The 20,377-nt window shown below is 62.6% G+C and carries 17 protein-coding genes; 13 read left to right on the top strand and 4 right to left on the bottom strand.

From position 1 onward, the window contains the following. The first annotated feature begins 258 nt into the window (after positions 1-258). Entirely contained in the window at positions 259-4,302 is a 4,044-nt protein-coding gene (locus ACJJVH_RS28420; RefSeq protein WP_412066771.1) for a Pls/PosA family non-ribosomal peptide synthetase, read from the top strand. Between the two features lie 11 nt (positions 4,303-4,313). Then, positions 4,314-4,928, top strand: a complete 615-nt coding sequence (locus ACJJVH_RS28415; protein WP_412066939.1) for a 4'-phosphopantetheinyl transferase family protein — start codon at positions 4,314-4,316, stop codon at positions 4,926-4,928. Between the two features lie 48 nt (positions 4,929-4,976). Here the strand turns inward: ACJJVH_RS28415 and ACJJVH_RS28410 are convergent, their stop codons facing one another. Further along, positions 4,977-5,471, bottom strand: coding sequence for an Lrp/AsnC family transcriptional regulator (locus ACJJVH_RS28410; RefSeq protein WP_412066770.1), 495 nt, complete (start codon positions 5,469-5,471; stop codon positions 4,977-4,979). Between the two features lie 131 nt (positions 5,472-5,602). On the opposite strand from ACJJVH_RS28410, the gene ACJJVH_RS28405 reads away from it, so the two are divergent. Continuing rightward, on the top strand, positions 5,603-8,008 hold the full coding sequence (locus ACJJVH_RS28405) for a transketolase-like TK C-terminal-containing protein (protein ID WP_412066769.1): 2,406 nt from the start codon (positions 5,603-5,605) through the stop codon (positions 8,006-8,008). A gap of 68 nt (positions 8,009-8,076) precedes the next feature. Here the strand turns inward: ACJJVH_RS28405 and ACJJVH_RS28400 are convergent, their stop codons facing one another. Both ACJJVH_RS28400 and ACJJVH_RS28395 read right to left on the bottom strand, forming a co-directional pair. Next, positions 8,077-8,754 (bottom strand): phosphoribosylanthranilate isomerase, encoded by a 678-nt coding sequence (locus tag ACJJVH_RS28400; protein ID WP_162751723.1) that lies wholly within the window; start codon positions 8,752-8,754, stop codon positions 8,077-8,079. A gap of 20 nt (positions 8,755-8,774) precedes the next feature. Next, positions 8,775-9,629 carry a MurR/RpiR family transcriptional regulator gene (locus ACJJVH_RS28395; RefSeq protein ID WP_112795194.1) on the bottom strand — a complete coding sequence of 285 codons (855 nt, stop codon included), beginning with the start codon at positions 9,627-9,629 and terminating at the stop codon, positions 8,775-8,777. Positions 9,630-9,780: 151 nt separating this feature from the next. Between ACJJVH_RS28395 and ACJJVH_RS28390 the strand changes: the two genes are divergently transcribed. The 6 genes from ACJJVH_RS28390 to ACJJVH_RS28365 all read left to right on the top strand — a co-directional run bounded on the left by ACJJVH_RS28390 (position 9,781) and on the right by ACJJVH_RS28365 (position 15,904). Further along, the gene (locus tag ACJJVH_RS28390; RefSeq protein WP_412066768.1) at positions 9,781-11,031 is read left to right on the top strand and encodes an ABC transporter substrate-binding protein; all 1,251 of its coding nucleotides are present in this window, start codon (positions 9,781-9,783) and stop codon (positions 11,029-11,031) included. Positions 11,032-11,109: 78 nt separating this feature from the next. Further along, on the top strand, positions 11,110-12,000 hold the full coding sequence (locus ACJJVH_RS28385; RefSeq protein ID WP_112795193.1) for a carbohydrate ABC transporter permease: 891 nt from the start codon (positions 11,110-11,112) through the stop codon (positions 11,998-12,000). Then, positions 11,997-12,836, top strand: a complete 840-nt coding sequence (locus tag ACJJVH_RS28380) for a carbohydrate ABC transporter permease (RefSeq protein WP_112795192.1) — start codon at positions 11,997-11,999, stop codon at positions 12,834-12,836. Before ACJJVH_RS28385 ends, ACJJVH_RS28380 begins: the two co-directional genes overlap by 4 nt. A gap of 31 nt (positions 12,837-12,867) precedes the next feature. Next, positions 12,868-14,070, top strand: a complete 1,203-nt coding sequence (locus tag ACJJVH_RS28375; RefSeq protein WP_113358507.1) for an aminotransferase class I/II-fold pyridoxal phosphate-dependent enzyme — start codon at positions 12,868-12,870, stop codon at positions 14,068-14,070. 11 nt (positions 14,071-14,081) lie between these two features. Then, complete coding sequence (locus tag ACJJVH_RS28370) at positions 14,082-15,023, top strand: carbohydrate kinase family protein (protein ID WP_112795190.1); 942 nt, start codon at positions 14,082-14,084, stop codon at positions 15,021-15,023. Between the two features lie 182 nt (positions 15,024-15,205). Further along, positions 15,206-15,904, top strand: coding sequence for a methyltransferase family protein (locus ACJJVH_RS28365; protein ID WP_412066767.1), 699 nt, complete (start codon positions 15,206-15,208; stop codon positions 15,902-15,904). Positions 15,905-16,058: 154 nt separating this feature from the next. On the opposite strand, the gene ACJJVH_RS28360 is transcribed toward ACJJVH_RS28365, so the two are convergent. Beyond that, positions 16,059-16,556, bottom strand: a complete 498-nt coding sequence (locus tag ACJJVH_RS28360) for a cupin domain-containing protein (RefSeq protein WP_113399769.1) — start codon at positions 16,554-16,556, stop codon at positions 16,059-16,061. A 130-nt stretch (positions 16,557-16,686) separates the two neighbouring features. Here ACJJVH_RS28360 and ACJJVH_RS28355 point away from each other — a divergent pair, with 130 nt between their 5' ends. The 4 genes from ACJJVH_RS28355 (at position 16,687) to ACJJVH_RS28340 (ending at position 20,069) form a co-directional block, all read left to right on the top strand. Next, the gene (locus ACJJVH_RS28355) at positions 16,687-17,247 is read left to right on the top strand and encodes a type 1 glutamine amidotransferase domain-containing protein (RefSeq protein ID WP_412066766.1); all 561 of its coding nucleotides are present in this window, start codon (positions 16,687-16,689) and stop codon (positions 17,245-17,247) included. A 171-nt stretch (positions 17,248-17,418) separates the two neighbouring features. Further along, positions 17,419-18,237 carry an ABC transporter ATP-binding protein gene (locus ACJJVH_RS28350; RefSeq protein ID WP_112795187.1) on the top strand — a complete coding sequence of 273 codons (819 nt, stop codon included), beginning with the start codon at positions 17,419-17,421 and terminating at the stop codon, positions 18,235-18,237. Beyond that, on the top strand, positions 18,234-19,004 hold the full coding sequence (locus tag ACJJVH_RS28345; RefSeq protein WP_112795186.1) for an ABC transporter permease: 771 nt from the start codon (positions 18,234-18,236) through the stop codon (positions 19,002-19,004). Before ACJJVH_RS28350 ends, ACJJVH_RS28345 begins: the two co-directional genes overlap by 4 nt. Before the next feature lie 33 nt (positions 19,005-19,037). Further along, positions 19,038-20,069: an ABC transporter substrate-binding protein gene (locus tag ACJJVH_RS28340; protein WP_112795185.1), complete on the top strand. Its 1,032-nt coding sequence runs from the start codon at positions 19,038-19,040 to the stop codon at positions 20,067-20,069. Positions 20,070-20,377: the final 308 nt, after the last annotated feature.

Raw genomic sequence — 20,377 nt, 5'->3', positions numbered from 1 at the left:
CCTATGCAGCTCAGCAAAGCCGCCACCAGGAGAACGGACAGCCGGCGGGGCCGACCGGCTCTTTGCCCGAATATGTGCAACGATGTTCATCCTTCTTTCGAGATTGCACGCGGGCCGTGTTGCGCCTCGGCCCAACCATAACTTTCTCAACATTACAGTTCCCTGACAACCCCCGTAAGAGAGCTGCAAATTGAAAGGTGTATAAGCGTTGAGAGATGGCACGCTGATTGTGCCGAATTTCGTTTCGCAGAAGTTACCATGACTATCCAGATTTCGTCGATTATCTCAAATGCCAGCCTCTCCGTATTTTCAGGCGGCATACGGCCCGAGTTCGTTCGCAACGAAACCCTCGTGGACATATTCAGGGCGACGGTCGCCCGCAGCCCCGACAAGACGGCCCTTGCCCTGATCGGAACCGACCAGGCGATGAGCTATGCCGAGCTGGACCGGTTGTCCGACGAAGCGGCGCACGCGCTGAGTCGCCGCGGCATCGGCCCCGGCGACTTTGTCGGCCTGTGGTTCCAGCGCTCCCTCGATCTCCACGTCGCGCTTCTCGCCATCCTCAAGGCCGGCGCCGCCTACATCCCCTTCGATGCCGCGGCCCCTGCCGACCGCGTCGCGGTGAGCCTAGCCGATTGCGGTGCGAGATGGTTGCTGACACATGACGAAAAGGCGGCTCTTGCGCCTGCATTCGACGGCCAGACTCTTCTCCTCGAATCCCTGCTTGCCGAGGACGGTTCGGATGTTGTTCCGCGTGCCGCGGGCAGCAACGATCCCGCCTACGCGATCTACACCTCCGGCTCCACGGGCAAGCCGAAAGGGATCGTCATCACGCACCGGAACATCTGCCACTATCTGCGGGCAGGCAACGACGTTCTGGGCCTCGTCGAATCGGACGTCGTTCTTCAGCAGGCCTCCGTTGCCTTCGATCTTTCGCTCGAGGAAATATTCGTTCCCTATCTGGTCGGCGCAACCCTGAAGGTCGCGACCTCGGCCGTGATGGCGGAACTCGACAGGCTTGCCGATGTCCTGGAAGCGGAAAAGATCACGGTCATCGACACCGTCCCGACGCTGCTCACCATGCTGGAGCGCGACGTCGACAGCCTGCGCGTCATCATCGTCGGCGGTGAGGCATGCCCTCCGGCAATCGTCAGCCGTTTCTGCAAGCCCGGCCGGCGCCTGATCAATACCTACGGCCCCACGGAAACCACGGTGGTCGCCACCTATGCCGAACTCGATCCCTCGCGACCGATCACGATCGGCCGCCCGATCGCCAACACAACCGCCTATGTTGTCGATGAAAACCAGCAGCTGGTTGCGCGAGGCGACACCGGCGAACTGCTGATCGGCGGGCCGGGCGTGGCTGCCGGATACCGGAATCTGCCGCAGCTCACCGCCGCCAAATTCGTCGCCAATCCCTTCGTCGCCAATGGCGACCCTGTGCTTTACCGCAGCGGCGACGCCGTCCTGATGGATGAGGAAGGCCAGCTTCATTTCCTCGGGCGCATCGACGATCAGGTCAAGATACGCGGCTATCGCATCGAGCTCGGCGAAATCGAAACGGTCGTCGGCGAGCTTCCGGAGGTCAAGGCGGCCTCCGTGGTCGTGCATCGCCCGCCGGACGGCGAGGACATGCTGGTCGCGCATATCGTGACGACGGGCAACAATTTCGATCGCGAAAAGGCGCGCGCCGTTCTGGCTGCCAAGCTGCCGCCCTACATGGTGCCCGCCGCCTGGCACAGCCATGTGTCGTTGCCGCGGCTGCCTTCCGGCAAGATAGATCGCAAGACACTCGCCGCGATTCCGCTGGCAACCGATCAATCGGCCCAGGCGCAGGAGCCGCCCCGCACATGGACCGAAGCACAGCTGCTGAAGGCGGCGACCGAGGCGCTTCGCCTGCGCTCCATCAATTTCGAAGCCGATTTCTTCACCGAGCTCGGCGGCCATTCCATGCTGGCGGCCCGCTTCGTATCCGAAGTCCGGAAGATCCCGCTGCTGGCGGGCATCGCCCTGCGTGACGTCTATGCCGGCCGCACCCTGCGGGGTATCGCGGCACTCCTGGAGCAGCGGACCGAGCGCGCCTCCGGGCAGGAGCGCAGGAATTTCGAGCCGGCTCCCTGGCGCCGGCGCTTCTTCTGCGGTCTGGCCCAGGCCGTGGTATTGCCCTTCATCGTGGCGCTTGCGACCCTGCAATGGATCGGCCTGCTGCTGGCCTCGATCCTGCTGATCGGTGACGGCGCATCGGTCTGGAACGAAGTCCTTGTCCTCGGCGGCGTCTATCTCGGCCTCAATCTGGGCGAGAAGCTGATGGTCGTAGCCCTCAAATGGCTCGTCATCGGCCGCACGCGTCCCGGCGTCTATCCGCTGTGGGGCACCTATTACTTCCGCATCTGGCTGATGCAGCGCATCGTTCAGCTCACCGCTCCGAAATTCCTCAAGGGCTCGCCGCTCATTCGCGTCTACATGCGCGCCCTCGGCGCCAAGGTCGGCAAGGACGCGATGATCGACGAATTCGAGGAAGGCGCAATCGATCTGGTGCGCGTCGGCGCAAGATCCAGCCTCGGCGTCAAGCTGAAGCTCGCCAATGTCGAAGTCATCGGCAACGAGATCCATGTCGGCACGATCGACATCGGCGAAGGCGTGCAGATCGGCAATGGTTGCGTCATCGGCCATAATGTCAGCATCGGCGACGGCGCGGTCATCGGCGACCTGACGGCGCTTGCCGCCGGCACCAAGGTCGAAGCCCATACCCAATGGGACGGCTCGCCCGCTCGCCTGACGGGTCCTGCCGAACGCGAAGCCATGCCGGCGCATCCCGAGCTGGGAGCCGTCGGCCGTGCGTTCCAGTTCGCCGCCTATTTCGTCGCCTACAATCTCAGCCTTGTCGTCGGCCTGCTGCCGATCTTCCCGGCGTTCTTCCTGTTCTCGGCCGTCCAGCAGATGGTCTCGCCGGGCACCGACGAGTCCCTGTCCTGGGGTATGATCGCCGCGCTTTCCTGGCCGGCCGCGCTGCTGCTGATCGTCGTATCCATGGCGGTGGTCGTGGCGCTGCGATGGGTGCTGTTGCCGCGCGTCGTGCCCGGTCGCTACTCCATCTTCGGCAATCTCTATTTCCGCAAATGGGTCGTCGGCCTGACGACCGAAGCGATGCTGGAGACGCTGAACTCGCTCTACGCCACCGTCTTCATGCGCAACTGGTATCGCCTGATGGGCGCAAAGATCGGCAAGGGCACAGAAATCTCCGCAAACTTCGCCGGCCGCTACGACCTCATCGAAATGGGCCGCGACAACTTCATCGGCGACGAGACCATTTTCGGCGACGAGGAAATCCAGAACGGCTGGATGGTGCTCAAGCGCCTGAAAACCGGGGACCGCTGCTTCTTCGGCAATTCCTCCGTCATCTCGCAGGGCGCGGTGATCGAGAGCGATTCGCTGGTCGGCATCAAGACGCGCCTGCCCGACTCCCTGCATGTCAAGGCGGGCGAAACCTGGTGCGGCAGCCCGGCCTTCCAGTTCCCGACGCGCGAAAGGCTGCAGGCCGCAGCCACCGCGACCTATGCGCCGCCATTGCGCATGCGCCTCGTCCGCATCCTGTTCGAGGCGATGCACACCTCTCTGCCGACGGCGATCCTGATCGTCATGGCGCTTGCCATGTCGGACATGCTGGCGGATGCGATCGACGACCGCGCCTGGGGCACATTGTTCTGGACACTGATGGCATCCGGCCTGGCGACCTCCGGCATCCTCTATCTGGTCGCCGTCGCCTTCAAATGGACCCTGATCGGCACCTACAAGCCCATGAACCGGCCGATGTGGTCCTGGTGGGCGATGCGCACCGAGGCCGTCGCGGTCTTCTACGGCGGGCTCGCCAGCAAGATGCTGCTCGACTATCTGCGCGGCACGCCCTTCCTGCCTTGGCTTCTGCGTCCCTTCGGCGCCCATATCGGCCGAGGCACATGGATCAACAGCACCGATATCTGCGAGTTCGACTGCACCCATATCGGCGATCATGCCGTCCTCAACATGGGGTCCTGCCCGCAAACCCATCTCTATGAGGACCGCATCATGAAGGTGGGCCGCATCGAGATCGGCCAAGGCGTATCCGTCGGCTCCGGCAGCACCGTCCTCTACGAGGCCAATGTCGGCGATTTCGCCGAGATCGGGCTGCTGACGCTGGTCATGAAGGGCGAGGCCATTCCGCAGGGAACATCATGGGTCGGCACGCCCGCTCAGGCCGTTCAAGCCGAGCAGGAACCTGCGCCAGCGGTTCGGAAGGAAGCCTTGCCGTCCGCAGCCGCATGAGTGCTGCCGTGATGACTCCTCGCTTCGAGGTGGTTCTGAAGGTTGCGGATGCGATGGCCGTCCTCGTTCGCCCGGCTCCGGGCGGACGCGAAGAGCGCGACCAAGCGGCGCAGGCCGCGCTGAGAGGTGCGACGCAACGGGACGATCTGCTCATCTACCGCCGGCCGAGTGCCCGGCCGGCGCTGAAGCCTCCCTATCATGAACTGGGCGTTTCCCTTTCGCACCGCGCCGATCTGCTGCTGGCGGGCTTCTCGCCAGACAAGGCAATCGGCGTCGATATCGAGATCGGAGACGATCGCGGTTTCGACCCGATCGCCTTTGCCGCCGATCACTTCTCGCCAGGCGAGGCGGCGGCCATTGCCGGACTTGATATCGTTCCGGCACTGGATACCTGCTATCGTCTCTGGGTTGCCAAGGAAGCTGTATTGAAGATCAGTGGCCGCGGTATTTTCGACGGGCTGGACGAACCGGATCTGGCGAAGCATCTGGATTGCGTCCGCATAAACGGCGCAACCGTTCGCCTTGACGCTGGCTCGCGACTGCCAGCGATCGCCGTATCGGTCGTCCGGCTTGCCGCACCGGCCGAGGAGCCGACTTATTGCGCCCTTGCCTGCGCGCTGGGCTGACGGATACGCAGCCGCGTCATGCGGCCTGCCCTTCCAACATGACGGCCTTTAAGTTCTCGACTTCAAATGGTCGGTCGGCAGCGCCGTGGTGTATTTGATCTGGCTGAGCGCGAAACTGGAGCGGATGTTGGCGACGCCCGGAATACGGGTGAGGAAATCGACGACCAGCGCCTGAAACTTCATCAGATCCTCGACCACCACTCTGAGCATGTAATCGGCTTCACCCGTCATCAGATAGCATTCGACGATTTCCGGTTTCGTCCGGATCGCGGCGTTGAAGACATCGAGCGATTCCCGGTCCTGCTGCTTGAGTGAGACCTGCACGAAGACGTTAACGGCAAGCCCGAGCGATTGCGCGTCGACCAGCGCCACGGAACCCTTGATGAGGCCGCTTTCCTTGAGTTCGTTGACCCGCCGCCAGCAGGGAGACGCCGAAAGGCCGGTCGCTTCGGCCAGGTCCGAAATGCTCATTTCGGCATTCTGCTGCAGGAGGTCGAGGATGCGGATGGAAGCGGTATCGAGGGATGATCTGAAAACAGGCATAATTGACCGACAAGAGAAGATTTTTCGAAAGAAGATTTCGCATTTTCTCAAATCCGGGTCAACTGAGACCAGTTTAATCTCGAATTCAGGTGTAGCATTTCGCAAAACTGCCCTGGAGGAGAAAGACCACGATGACTGCGCCGGCCATAACACCAGCAACGCTGGCATGCCTGAAGAATCTGGAGCGACAGGTCCTTTGGCATGCATGCTGGATGATCCACAATGCCAACCATTTGCGGGCGAAGGGAGAGGTCAAGGTCGGCGGCCATCAAGCCTCTTCGGCATCGCTCGCCTCGATCATGACCGCGCTCTATTACCATGTCCTGCGGCCGGAAGACCGCATCGCCGTCAAGCCGCACGCCTCGCCGGTTTTTCACGGCATCCAATATCTGATGGGCAACCAGACGCGGGAGAAGCTGGAGAATTTTCGCGGCTTCGGCGGCGCGCAATCCTATCCGAGCCGCACCAAGGATATCGATGACGTCGACTTTTCCACCGGCTCCGTCGGCCTCGGCGTCGCCATCACTGCCTTTGCCTCTATCGTGCAGGACTATATCAGTGCAAAGCCGTGGTCCAAAACGCGGCCGGCCGGGCGCATGGTCGCGCTGGTCGGCGACGCGGAGCTGGATGAGGGCAATATCTACGAATGCCTGCAGGAAGGCTGGAAGCACGATCTGCGCAATACCTGGTGGGTGATCGACTATAACAGGCAGAGTCTCGACGGCGTCGTGCGCGAGGGGTTGTGGCAGCGCATCGAAGGCATATTCACGGCCTTTGGCTGGGACGTGAAGGTGATGAAATACGGCGTGCTTCAAGAGGCCGCCTTCCAGGAGCCGGGCGGCGACGCTTTGCGCGGCTGGATCGATCGTTGTCCGAACCAGCTCTATTCGGCGCTGACCTTCCAGGGTGGCACCGCCTGGCGCAAGCGGCTGACCGACGAAATCGGCACGGAACCGGGTGTTGCCGATCTGCTGGCCGCGCGCAGCGATGATCAGCTCTCCGACCTCATGAACAATCTAGGCGGCCATTGCCTCGAGACGCTGATCCACACCTTCGAAAGCATCGACCACGACCGGCCGACGGTCTTCCTTGCCTACACGATCAAGGGCTGGGGCACGCCGCTTGCCGGCCACAAGGACAACCATGCCGGGCTGATGACCAAGGCGCAGATGGAGGCTTTCCAAAGCCGCATCGGCGTCAAGGCGGGCCAGGAATGGGAGATATTCGGCGCGATCCCTTCCCCTGAGCCGGTGCGCCGCTTCCTTGCGACCGTGCCGTTCTTTGCCGAGGGCAGACGCCGGTTCAAGGCTCCCGCCCTGCCTTCCTCCGGCCCCGTCTTCCTCGACGACCGCGAGCTGTCGACGCAGGCGGGCTTCGGCAAGATCCTCGATGCGCTCGCCCAGCGGGACGACGATCTCTCGGCACGTATTGTCACGACGGCGCCGGATGTCACCGTCTCGACCAATCTCGGCCCATGGGTCAATCGCCGCGGCCTTTTCGCGCGCGCGCAATTGGCCGACACCTTCCGCGACGAGCGCGTGCCATCGGCGCAGAAATGGGAATTCGGGCCGGGCGGCCAGCATCTCGAACTCGGCATCGCCGAGATGAACCTGTTCCTGCTATTGGGCGCCGCCGGCCTCTCCCATTCGCTGTTCGGGGAACGCCTGCTGCCGATCGGCACCGTCTACGATCCCTTCGTCGCCCGCGGCCTCGATGCCCTGAACTATGCCTGCTACCAGGATGCGCGTTTCATGATCGTCGGCACGCCTTCGGGCGTGACGCTGGCGCCGGAAGGCGGCGCGCACCAGTCGATCGGGTCACAGCTTATCGGCATGAGCCAGGATGGGCTTGCGAGCTTCGAGCCGGCCTTCCTCGACGAACTGTCCGTCATCATGGATTGGGCGTTCGACTACATGCAGCGTGACGGCGAGGCAAAGCACGACGAGCGCACATGGCTGCGCGACGAGACGGGCGGATCCGTCTATCTGCGCCTGACGACCCGGCCATTGGAGCAGATCGCCATAAGACGGCAGGATTCTGTCTTCCGGCAGGGCGTGATCGATGGCGCCTACTGGCTGCGCCAGCCGTCTGCGCGCACGCGCATCGTGCTTGCCTATCAGGGCTGCGTCGCGCCGGAAGTGCTGATGGCGGCCGGGCAGCTCGCCGAAGCGCACGGCGATATCGCCGTGCTGGCAGTCACCTCGGCCGACCGGCTGAATGCCGGCTGGACGGCAGCCCAGCGCGCGCGCCGACACGGCCACGTCTCCGCCTCCAGCCATGCGGAAACGCTGCTCGCCGCCGTTTCACGCACCGCAAACCTGATCACCGTGACCGACGGACACCCCGCAACGCTCGGCTGGCTCGGCTCCGTTCACGGTCACAGGACCGTGTCGCTCGGCGTCGAGCACTTCGGCCAGACCGGCACGATCGCCGATCTCTATGCCCATTTCGGCATCGACACGCACGCGATCATGGAGGCGGCCGAATCGCTGATGCGCACGGATGCCACCGTGCAGATGCGGATGGGGGCAGCCTGACGCCGCGTCGGCACGAAAACGGGGCGACGCTTCCGCGCCGCCCCTTGCTCATGCCCGCCCGGCTTCGCTCAGATGGCCTTGGCGGCTCTTACGAAGGCGGCGATCTTGTCGATATCCTTGCGAAAGCCGCCATCGGGCAGCGGCTTGTTGGTATGCGTCAGCGAATCCACGGCCCATGGCTGAACGGCAGCGATGGCGGCCTGGACGTTGTCCGGTCCGAGCCCTCCCGCCAGAATGACAGGCAGCTTGCTGCGCTTGACGATTTCGCGGCTCAGCGACCAATCGTGCGTCACGCCGGCGGCGCCGATGCCATCGATATGGGCTGCGACCGAATCGAGGATGAAGGAGTCCGAATAAGGTTCGAAAGCGGCGGCATGATCCAGCGCTTCCGGTCCGGTCATGGGAATGGCCTGCAAAATCTGCAGCCCGGGATAAAGCGGCAGCAGACGCTCGCGCAACTGGCGCACATGCTGCGGCGTCACCAGCTTGATATCCCCGCACAGATGCAGCACGTCCGGACGCACGGAGCCGACCATGTCGGCGATGAGGCCGAGATCGCTTTCGACGGACAATGCCACGCGCTGAGCCTTGCCTTTCAGCGCATCGACGATTTCCCGCGCCGTCTCGAAGCTGATTTCGCCCGGCAGACCCCGGTTGGACGGCGTCACGCCGAGATAATCCACGCCCGCAGCAGCTGCTGCCAAGGCTTCGGAGACGGTCTGCATCGTATAGATTTGAACTTTCACGGAAGTACCTGCTTCAATGGCTAGATCGATTTGGGAAGAATGGCGTTGACCATGCGTTCCTCGGTAAGCTGAGCCCGCTCGGCATTGCGTGCGACGAGGGCGGAATAGAGGGCATCGATAAGCGCCATCTGGGCGATCTGAGCCGCCATCGGCTCGCTGCCCTGCTCATGAGAAACGCTGACGAGAACGACATCGGCGAGCCGCGCGAGCGGCGAGGCGCTGTTGCCGGTAATACAGAGTGTCGCCGCTCCCCGGGAGCGGGCCTCCTGAAGCATCAGCACGGGATCGCTGGTAATGCCGGAATAGGAAATGACGACGACGAGGTCTTCCGGCCCGGTAAGTGCCGAATGCATGATCTGCAATTGTGAATCGATGGGCGCGTCGCACCGCAGCCCGAGACGGATGCAGCGCTGATAGAGCGCCTGCGCGACAATGCCGGAACCGCCGACGCCGCCGACAAGGATATGGCGCGCACCGGCCATCAGGTCGAGCGCCTTGGCGAGCGTCGCTTCGTGCAGGACACTTTGAGTATCGCTGATAGCCTGGGCGACCGCGCGAAACAGGCGAACGGCCGTCTGAAGATCGCTGGCATGCGGCTCGTTGCCAGCTTCGCTGCGCCTGTCGCGCGGCTCCTGCGCCAGCGCCAGCTTAAGATCGGTAAATCCTTCGAAGCCGGCCGTGCGGCACATGCGCAGCACGGTCGTATCGCTGACATCCGTCGCCTGGGCGATGGCCGACATCGAATTGCGAATGGTGGCGTCGACATTTTCCAGGACCCACAACGCCACACGCCGCTCCGACTCGGACAATTTCGGCAGAACGCTTCGCAGCCGGCTGCTGGCTGGGTTCACTGGACCACGCAGGTCAACGGTCATGGTGGTTCTTTCCCTGGCGGACGCTGTCGACCGGAAAGCTAGCATGGTGATGTTGTGGTGTCACTATAGACAATACATTTTTGTTGTGGCATCACTGCACGATGCAGCTGAGGGGCTGCGAACACTTCTCGAAGAGGATGGGGAGGATACCGTGAAGCTCAAACGTCTTCTGATAGGCGCGGCCCTGGCGCTTGCAGCATTTCCGGCGATGGCCGGCCAACTGACCTTCTGGCATGCTTATGCGGGGCAGCAGGACAAGGTCGATTTCATCAACTTTGCGCTGGGCGAATTCGCCAAGAAGCATCCTGACATCAAGCTGGACGTGGTGGCTGCGGAGCAATCGGCCTACAAGACCAAGCTGAACACGGCAATGGCGTCCGGCAATCCTCCGGATGTATTCTACACCCTGCCCGGCGGCTTCCTGAACGCCTTCGTCAAAGGCGGGCAGATGTACGCACTGGATCAGGACCTCGCCAAGGACGGCTGGCGCCAGAGCTTCCTCGAAAGCGCCATCGCGCAGACGAGCAAGGATGGTCATACCTATGCCGTGCCGATCGATGTCGATTCCGTCGTCTTCTGGTACAACAAAGCGCTGTTTGCCGAAAAGGGCTGGACGGTTCCCAAGACCTACGACGAGCTGATGGCGCTGGCCGAAAAGATCAAGGCCGACGGCACCGTTCCTTTCGCGCTCGGCAACAAGGATTCCTGGCCGGCCACGTTCTGGTTCCAGTATCTCGAAATGCGCCTCAAAGGTTCGGGCGTCGTCGCCTCCTTCGTCAATGGCGACGCCAAGGCAACGTTCGGGCCGGAAGGCGAGAAGGCCTTCGAAAAGGTCGCCGACATCGCCAAGAAGGACTATTTCCCCACCGGTTTCAACGGCATGAGCGACCAGGAAGCCAACATGCTGTTCCTGAACGGTCAGGCCGCGATGATGCTGAACGGCACATGGCAGATCGGCGCTTCCGCCGACGCGCCTGAAGGTTTCGATCTCGGCTTCTTCTCCTTCCCGACGGTTCAGGGCGGCGCGGGCGACCAGTCCGACGTTCTTGCCGGCGTTGCCGCCTCCTTCGGCATCTCGCAGAAGGCCGAAGATAAGGCGGACGCCGTGACGCTCCTGAAGTTCCTCACCTCGCCGGAGGTGATGACCAAGTATGTGGAGCTTCGCAAGACGATGGTGACAGTCAAGGGCGCCACCACCGAAGCCGCGGCCGGCCCTGTGCTTTACGGCATCAGCAACGGCCTGGTCAGCGCCGCCGGTCATCTCGATTCCTTCTACGATACGGCCATGCCGCCGGCCGCGACCAACACCTACTACAGCGCCCTGCAGGGCGTTCTGGATGGCTCCGTCGCTCCGGCCGATGCCGCCAAGCGTCTGGAAGACGCGCTGAAAGCCGGCAAATAACGCCCGGGACATGAAACGACGACAAGGCCGCCGACCCCGTGCGGCGGCCTGATGAAAGTTCAGAGAACCGGCGGGATCATGAGCACTGACGGCCTAGCAAAAAGATACAATCGGGCGGCACTTCTGTTCCTTTCGCCAGCTCTCTTGTTCGTTTGCGTCTTCGTCGCCTATCCGGTTGCCTATGCCGGCTGGCTGACGCTGTTCCAGTGGGACGGCGCCTCCGCGCCCATCTTCGTCGGCGCCGGCAATATATTGCGTCTCGCAGCCGATTCCGTCTTCTGGGCGTCGCTCGGGCGCAATCTGCTCGTCGCCCTGTCGGCCATTGTCTTCCAGGTGTTTCTGGCGCTGGCGATCGCTTACTGCCTGGTCCGCATCATCCCCGCCTTCAGCCGGATCTTCCTGTTTCTCTATCTCGTGCCGGTCATGGTGAGCGAGATCTGCATCGGCCTCCTCTGGCGGTTCATGTACAATCCCTATTTCGGCCTGGTGAACGCCGCCTTGAAACTCGCCGGACTGGATAGCCTGAAGCGCGGCTGGCTGGGCGAATCCGATACCGCCTTCCTGGCCGTGGTCGTGGTCATGAGCTTTACCTATCTCGGGCTCTACGTTCTGTTGTTCACCTCGGCGGTGCGCAGCGTGCCGGAAAGCGTCTACGAGGCTGCCGAGATCGACGGCGCCGGCGACTTCCGCAAGTTTTTCTCCATCACCATCCCCATGGTCTGGGATGCCGTTCGCGCCAATTCGCTGCTTGCGATCATCGGCTCGCTCAAGACCTTCTCCCTCGTGTTCGTATTGACCAATGGCGGTCCGAGCCATGCCAGCGAAGTGGTTTCCACCTACCTCTATAAAGTGGGCTTCAGCAGCTTCCAGATGGGTTATGCGGCCACGATCGGCTTCGTGCAGATGGTGCTGACGGCGCTGGCCGCCTGGATCATCTTCCGGTTTCTCAAGCGCAGGGGTGAGGCATGACGACCGTCGTTCGCCGCTGGAGCCTGACGAGCACGATCGTCCTTGTGGTCCTGACGCTGCATGTGCTGCTGGTGATCTTCCCCTTCATCTGGATGATCTACAGCACGTTCAAGACCAACAAGGAATTCATGCGCTCTGTCTGGTCGCTTCCGACCAGCCTGAATTTCGATGCCTATGTCGGTGCCTGGAGCGGCGGCGCGCTGGGCGGCTATGCGCTCAACTCGCTGATCATCATGGCGGGCTCGACGCTGATAACGGTTTTCCTCTCGACGCTGGCCGGCTACGCGCTGGCGATCTATCGTCCGCGCTGGATGCCGGCGCTGGAGCTTTCGCTGACGGCGGCGATGGCGATCCCTGCCTATGTGGCGCTGGTGCCGCTGGTGGTCATGCTGCGAAGCGTCGGGCTGCTGGACACGCATCTCGGCGTCATCCTGCCGACCGCGGCCTTCAATATACCGGTGTCGATCTTCATCATGCAGGCCTTCTTCAACACGCTGCCGCGAGAGCTTTTCGACGCCAGCCGTGTCGACGGCGCATCCGAATGGCGCATCTTTCAGAAGATCGCCCTGCCGATCGCCCGCCCCGCCATGTTCACGGTCGGCATCGTCAACATGATCTGGGTCTGGAACGATTTCCTTTTTCCGATGGTCTTCATCAACAATCCCGCACGCAAGACCCTGCCCGTCGGCCTCACCGACTTCGTCGGCGAGCACATCACCAACTACCCCGTGATGCTGGCAGCGATCCTGCTCGCCGCGGTGGCGCCTCTCATCCTTTTCATCTTCTTCGAACGTCAGATCACGGCCGCGCTCATCGGAGGCGCCGTGAAAGAATGACCCACGGGTCTTATTTTCCAGGAGAAATGCCATGTCTTCCAAAGATCTCGATTTCGCCAGCCGCGCCGTGTTCTACGAGCCGGAAGAACATTCGCAATCGATCAGCTATCCGATCTACATGTCGGCCAACTTCCAGTACGCCGGCGATATCTACGACCAGATCGTGGACGGCGCGCGCAAGGACGTGAACATCTATTCCCGCTGCGGCAACCCGACCGAATACAAGCTCGAAGAGCATATTGCGGGCCTGACCGGCGGCACGGCCTGCCTCGCCACGGCTTCCGGCATGGCGGCAATCTCGCACGCCCTGTTCGGCATTCTGAAAGCCGGCGATCATATCGTCGCGGATCTGACGACCTATTCCAGCACGCATGAATTCTTCGACCACCGCGCCCAGGACTTCGGCCTGAAGGTCAGCCTTGTGGATTGCACCGATGTGCGCGCCGTCGAGAATGCCTTCACCGATCAGACGAAGGTGCTTTACGTCGAGGCGATCGCCAACCCGACGATGAAGGTTCCGCCGCTGCGCAAGCTGGTGGAACTTGCCCATAGCCGTGGCATCGTCGTCATCTGCGACAACACTTTCGCCTCGCCGGCCGTCTGCCGCCCGCACGATTTCGGCGTCGACGTCGTGGTCGAAAGCGCCACCAAGTTCATCGGCGGCCATAACGACGCCGTCGGCGGCGTCATTACCCAGAAATCCGATATCCTGCCGGCGGACTGGCTGGAGGATGTGCGCTGGAACACGCTCAACAAACTCGGCGCACCGCTTTCGCCCTTCAATGCCTGGCTACTCCTGCGCGGTGCGCAGACCCTGGCGCTGCGCCTTGAAAAGCAGTGCGCCAATGCGCTGGCGCTCGCCAGGCACCTGGAGGCGCATCCGCGCGTCAAGCGCGTCTTCTATCCCGGCCTGCCCTCGCATCCGAACTACGAATCGGCCAGCGAACAGCTGCGCGGCGGCGGCGCAATGCTGTCCTTCCAGGTGGATAGCGAGGCGGCCGGCGTGCGCCTGCTCAAGCGGCTGAAACTGTGCTCCTTCGCAGCCAGCCTCGGCGGATTGCGCACGACCACCCAGGTTCCCGCCACCATGGCGTTTCTCGATATTCCAAGCCAGGAGCGCGAGGCGATGGGCGTGGTCGACGGCCTCGTCCGCTTCTCCGTCGGCATCGAACACATCGACGATATCATTGCCGACGTCGATCAGGCCATCGAGCAGATGCATACCGATCTCTGAGGCGCATGAGAATGGCCGTCATCGTCCTGCTCGGCGATATCAATATCGATCTGGTGCTCGATATCCCCGACTATCCCGCCGAGGGCGGGGAAGCGATCGCCACCGCTCAAACGGTGGCGATCGGCGGGTCGGCGACGAATACGGCAATCGCGCTTGCCCGCGCCGGGCATGAATGCCGCCTGCTGGGGCGGGTCGGGCAGGATGCATGGGGCAGTCAGGCGCTGTCGCAATTGCAGGCAGCGGGCGTTGCGACGCACTGGATCGGCCGGGATGCGACCGAACCGACCCAGCTGAACGTTGTCGCCGTCGGCGCGACGGGCGAGCGGACCATGTTTGCCTATCGTGGCGCCAACGCGCAATTGTCGGCGGAGATGATCGATGAGACCGCATTTGCCGATGCGGCACTCCTGCACCTCTCGGGCTATGCGCTGTTGCAGCCCCGGCAGGCAGGGGCGGCGCTGCGCGCGATCGACATTGCCGTCCGCAACGCCATTCCGGTCACGCTCGACATTCCGAGCGGCGTGGTGAGCGCGCTGGGGGAAAAGGTGCGATCTCTCCTGTCCAAGCTCGACACGATCCTGCTTGCCGACAGCGATCTCGCCCGGCTTCTGAACCGGCCGGAACACACGGATCATAACAGCCTGATCGCCGCCCTGCTGGACGCAGGCGTCAAACGGGTGGCGATCAAGGGTCGCGGCACGGTCTCGCTGCTTCATCAGATCGATATCGAAGAAAGCGCGCCGTGGTTTCCCGTCGATGTGGTGGACACCGTCGGCGCGGGCGATGCCTTTGCCGCCGGCCACATCCATGGACGCATCGCCGGACTCGGCGGCGCCGATTGCTGCCGCCTTGCCAACGCCTTCGGCGCGGTTGCCGTTACCCGCAAGGGCGCCGGACAGGCCATGCCGACATGGGATGAAGTCACCGGTCTCATGGCCGGCGCCCGGCGATAGCCCTTGAGCCGGTAGATCGCACGGCCAACAGCCGATATCCGATATGAATTTCGCGGTTTCCGAACCATCGGCGCACCGTCGCCTTGTTTGAGCGATATAGTCCCGCGCGGGCATCGACATCATCGACCGGCGTCCTCGAATGTTCTGTGTGCGGCCTGGTCGCCTTGCAAGGAGCAGAACGGATGACCGTCACCGAACCAGAACCCATGTCGCGCAGCGCCGCCATATCCTATGCGATCGGCTTGCCGCTGGCCTTGCTCGCGCTCGTTTTCCTGCCGGCCGGTCGTCTTGACTGGCCGCCCGGATGGATCTTCGTCGCCTTTCTCGCCCTCGCCTACGGAGCGTCGCTCCTCGTTCTGAGGCGCGTAAACCCCGGGATCTTCAGGGCACGCAGCCGCTTTCAAACCGGCACCAAGCGCTGGGACCTCATTCTGGTTTCCCTCATGTGCCTCGGCATGGTAACCGAAATACCGGTCGCAACCCTGGACGCCGGCAGAATGTCATGGTCGGCGGTGCCAATGCCTGTGATGACCCTGGGCTATGTGCTGCTTGCCGCCGGTATCGCGCTTGCGACGTGGGCGCAGGCGATCAATCGCTTCTTCGAACCCGGCGTGCGCCTGCAGCGCGAGCGCGGGCAGCACGTCGTCAGCAACGGCCCCTACGCATTCGTGCGCCATCCAGGCTATGTCAGCGCCATCATGGTGTTTCTCGGGTTGGCATTGTCGCTGGCATCGTGGTGGGCTCTGCTGCCGGCCGGCTGGGCGACCGCCTTGCTGATCCTGCGCACGCGCTGGGAGGACGCGCTGCTGCGCGACGAACTCGAAGGCTATGTCGAATATTCCCGACGCGTGCGGTTTCGGTTGCTGCCGGGCCTTTGGTAAGGCTCGGTCCGCCCATCGAGCAGGTCCAATGCCCGGACACCGGGACCCGATCCTGTGAAGGCGGCTTGGCGATCCCATGAGACGCCAACGGTCCATTCCCTCGCTTTACGCGGTCCCGGACGGAAAGCCGCGGCATCCTTTCCAAGGCATGGCTCTACGTCCTCGCATGCCACAAGGACCGAAGCCCGCCGGCCTTTCCCCTTAACGGATCCGTCGTCGGCACGCCGAGCTGCTCGATCCGCGCCTTCTGCTCGGCCGACGGCATGTTGCGGCAGAGATCGGCTTCCTGGCCCGGCGGATAGCCGCCGATCACGAGAAAATCCCCACTGGCCTCGAGCCTGCAATGCCCGGTTCCGGCCGGCAACAGCAGGGCATCGCCGGCTTCGACATGAATCTCCTTGCCGCCTGGCCCGCCAATCAACAGTGTCGCCCGTCCCTCGGCTATTCCCAGTATCTCATGAGCCGTGGAATGATAATGATGAAAGGGATAGACGCCATTGCGCCAGATCCCGCCCCATCCGTTGGCCCGGAAAAGCCGTTCGAACTCTTCCGCCCGCGCCGGCATATCGAGCACGGCGCGATAGACGACAACCGGGAAATTCCGGTTGTTGGGAACCCAGTCACGCGGTTCGAGCCTGATCGCCTGTTCCATCCGTTCTCTCCTCGTCGCCTCGCCATAACCGCGCAACCCGGCGGCGGTTCCACGAGAAACCCGGGAACGATCGGCCGTCGCCTCGGTTTGGACGGGTATCCGGATCAACGAAAGAACGAAAGGACAGATCATGCCTTCCATCGATTCAGCTCATATTCTCATCCTTTCCACCGACGGCTATGAGCGGTCCGAGCTCCGTGTCCCCCTCGACGAACTGCGAAAGCGCGGCGCCAACGTGAAAATTGCCTCCATCAAGGAGAACAGCATAAAGAGTTGGGACAAGACCGACTGGGGCGACAGCGTTGGCGTCGACCTGCTGGCAAAAGACGTCGATGTCGGTCAATTCGATGCGCTGGTGCTGCCGGGCGGCCAGATCAACCCCGACAAATTGCGCATCGATGGCGATGCCATGCGCGTCGTCCGAGAATTTTTGAGCTCCGGCAAAATCGTCGCCGCCATCTGCCATGCGCCCTGGCTTCTGATCGAGGCCGACGCGCTGCGCGGCCGTCAGGCAACCTCCTATCGGTCGATCAGGACCGACGTCGAAAATGCCGGCGCGACATGGCAAGACGAGATGGTGGTGACGGATCAGGGCATCATCACGTCCCGGTCTCCCGACGACCTTCCAGCCTTCGTCGACAAGATCGTCGAAGAGATCCGGGAAGGCCGCCATGAGCGGCGCGTGGCGTGAACCGGAAAAACCCCTCGAAACCCGGCTGCCACAGCCGGGTTTTCATTGCTGCTCTCTCCCCGTGACATGGCGATCGCATATTGACTGGGACGTCCTGCTTTGATCTGTTGACCGGATATGACAATACCTGACACCCAGCAGGATTGGGATGTCCGGGAGGGACAGCAGGGCATGATGATGGAGGCTGTGCAGGCGGTCAGCCTGAAACAGGTGGCGATTTCGTTTGAAATTGCCGGGAAAACGCGGTTCGACGCCGTTTCGGCTACCGATCTGGATGTGGGGGCGCATGAGTTCGTGGCGATCGTCGGCCCGACGGGATGCGGCAAATCCACTCTTCTCAATGCGACCGCGGGCCTTTTGACACCCGCATCGGGCACGGTCGACGTCTTCGGCCAGCCGCTGAAATCAATCAATCGCCAGGCAGGCTATCTCTTCCAGCAGGATTCGCTGATGCCCTGGAAGACGGTGCTGGAGAATGTCGCGATCGGGCTGGAGATCGCGGGCGTGGGCGCCGTCGAGGCACGGAAGAGAGCGCGCGAATGGCTGGGGCGCGTTGGCCTTGCCGCCTTCGCGGACCGCTTTCCGCGCATGCTGTCGGGTGGCCAGCGCAAGCGCGTCGGCCTCGCCCAGGTTCTGATCCGCGACCCCAAGCTGCTTTTGATGGACGAGCCCTTCGGGCCGCTCGATGCGCAGACCCGCCTGATCATGGGCGATCTGCTGCTGAAGCTCTGGTCCGAAGACCGCAAGGCCGTGATGTTCGTCACGCACGACCTCGACGAAGCCATTGCCCTTGCCGACCGTGTCGTCATCATGTCCGCAGGCCCGAAATCGCGCGTCATAGGGGACTTCAAGGTGCCGCTGGAACGCCCGCGCGATATCGCCGAGATCAGGCATGATCCCGTGTTCATCCAGCTGCACCGGGATATCTGGCAAGCATTGCGGGACGAAGTCATGACGGCCTATCGGCAGAGCAGTGGAGAGACCGCATGAATCGCTCAGTCCTCCTTCTGCTGCAGATCCTGGTGGCGCTGGTCGTCCTGGCGCTCTGGCACCTGGCGACGAACACCAGCCTTTTCGGCAATCCGAAGACCATATCCTTCTTCTTTGCCGACCCGCTGAAGGTCGCGCAGCGCATCGTGCAATGGTTCGCAAGCGGATCGATCTGGTATCATCTCTGGATTACGCTGTCGGAATCGATCCTGGCCTTTCTGCTCGGCGCCTTCGGCGGCATCGTCTTCGGTTTCTGGTTCGCGCGAAGGCCGGTGATCGCGGCCGTGTTCGATCCCTACGTGAAGGCGGCGAATGCGCTTCCCCGCGTCGTGCTGGCCCCGATCTTCGCACTCTGGTTCGGCCTCGGCATCTGGTCGAAGGTCGCGCTCGGCATCACGCTCGTCTTCTTCATCGTCTTCTTCAATGTCTATCAGGGCGTCAAGGAAGTCAGCCAGACGGTGCTTTCCAATGCCCGCATGCTGGGCATGAACGAGCGGCAATTGCTGCGCCATGTCTACCTGCCCTCGGCCCTGTCCTGGGTATTTTCCAGCCTGCATACCTCGGTGGGCTTTGCGGTGGTCGGCGCTGTCGTGGGCGAGTATCTGGGATCTGCCGCCGGTCTGGGATATCTGATCCAGCAAGCCGAAGGTGTCTTTGACGTGACGGGGGTCTTCGCAGGCATGGTCGTGCTGACGGCCTTCGTCCTGCTCGTGGACTGGCTGATGACGATTGTCGAACGGCGGTTGCTGGCCTGGCGCGGTCAGTGACGCAGAGAAAATAGCAACGCGGAGGAGGAAAACATGGAACGCAGGACATTTCTGATCGGAACGGCAAGCTTCGGGATCGGCGCATCGCTCGCCGGAATTCTGCCGGCTGCGGCGCAGGACGCGAAACCGGAAAAGCCGGATCTGTTGATCGGGGTCGGCGGCAAGCCGTTGCTCTATTATCTGCCGCTGACGATCGCCGAGCGGAAAGGCTTCTTCAAGGAAGAAGGTCTCAATGTCACCATCAACGACTTCGCCGGCGGCTCGAAGTCGCTCGAAGGCCTGATCGGCGGCTCCCTCGATGTCGTGGCCGGCGCCTACGAGCATACGATCCGCATGCAGAACAAGGGGCAGGACATCGTCGCGATCTGCAATCTCGGCCGCTTCCCGGGAATCGTCATCGCCGTGCGCAAGGATCTGGCCGGCGAGATCAAATCCATGGCGGATATGAAGGGGCGCAAGATCGGCGTGACGGCGCCCGGCTCTTCGACGGCCCTGATGTTCCAATATGCCATGCTGAAGAACGGCCTCAAGGTCGACGACGCGTCGCTGATCGGTGTCGGCGGCGGCGCCGGGGCAGTCGCCGCGGTCAAGAGCGGACAGATCGACGGGCTCTCCCATCTCGATCCCGTCATTGCGCAATTGCAATATGATGGCGATATCGCCGTGCTTCTGGACACCCGCACGGAGGCTGGCACACGCGCCCTGTTCGGCGGCCCGAACCCGGCCGCGACGGTCTATATCAAGCGCGAATTCGCCGCGGCGAACCCGATCACGACGCAGCGGACCGTCAATGCCTTCATGAAGGCATTGAAATGGATTTCGACCGCAAGCCCGGAAGATGTCGCCGGTGTCGTGCCGGAAGAATACCTGCTCGGCAACCGCGATCTCTACATGCAGGCCTTCAAGAACTCCAAGGAGATGTACTCCCCGGACGGCATGGTGACGAAGGAAGGCTATGATTCCATGATGGGCGTCCTGAAGACGCTCGATCCGGAACTCGCCAATGCCGATGTGCCGTTCGACAAGACGTTCGATCCGACCTTCGCAAAGGCCGCGAAAACCTGATCGGCCGCACTGACACTCCCTGCGAAGACGTAGGGAGCACCATCCGAGCAGGATCGCGGTCGAACGTCGCCCGCGATCCCATCTTATCTTTCCGCTGAAAACAGGTTGGCTTTGCCGCCTTGCCGCGATAGATATGGTGGGTATCGCTCTTCGCGTCGGTGACGCCGGGCGATTCTCGTCCGGCCCCTCGGCCATTTTCAGCGGACGACCAGCCGGAACGAGCTTCCGGCCGCGCAGACATGGTCTGAAAAACTAGAATGACTTTCGCGAATTGCAGGGAAATCCGGCTCTAGCGCCCAAAGCCTTTA

Source organism: Rhizobium sp. SYY.PMSO, from assembly GCF_046840415.1.
GTDB lineage: Bacteria > Pseudomonadota > Alphaproteobacteria > Rhizobiales > Rhizobiaceae > Rhizobium.
Note: the sequence above shows the minus strand (reverse complement) of the source record. Positions and strands in the feature narration are given on the sequence as shown.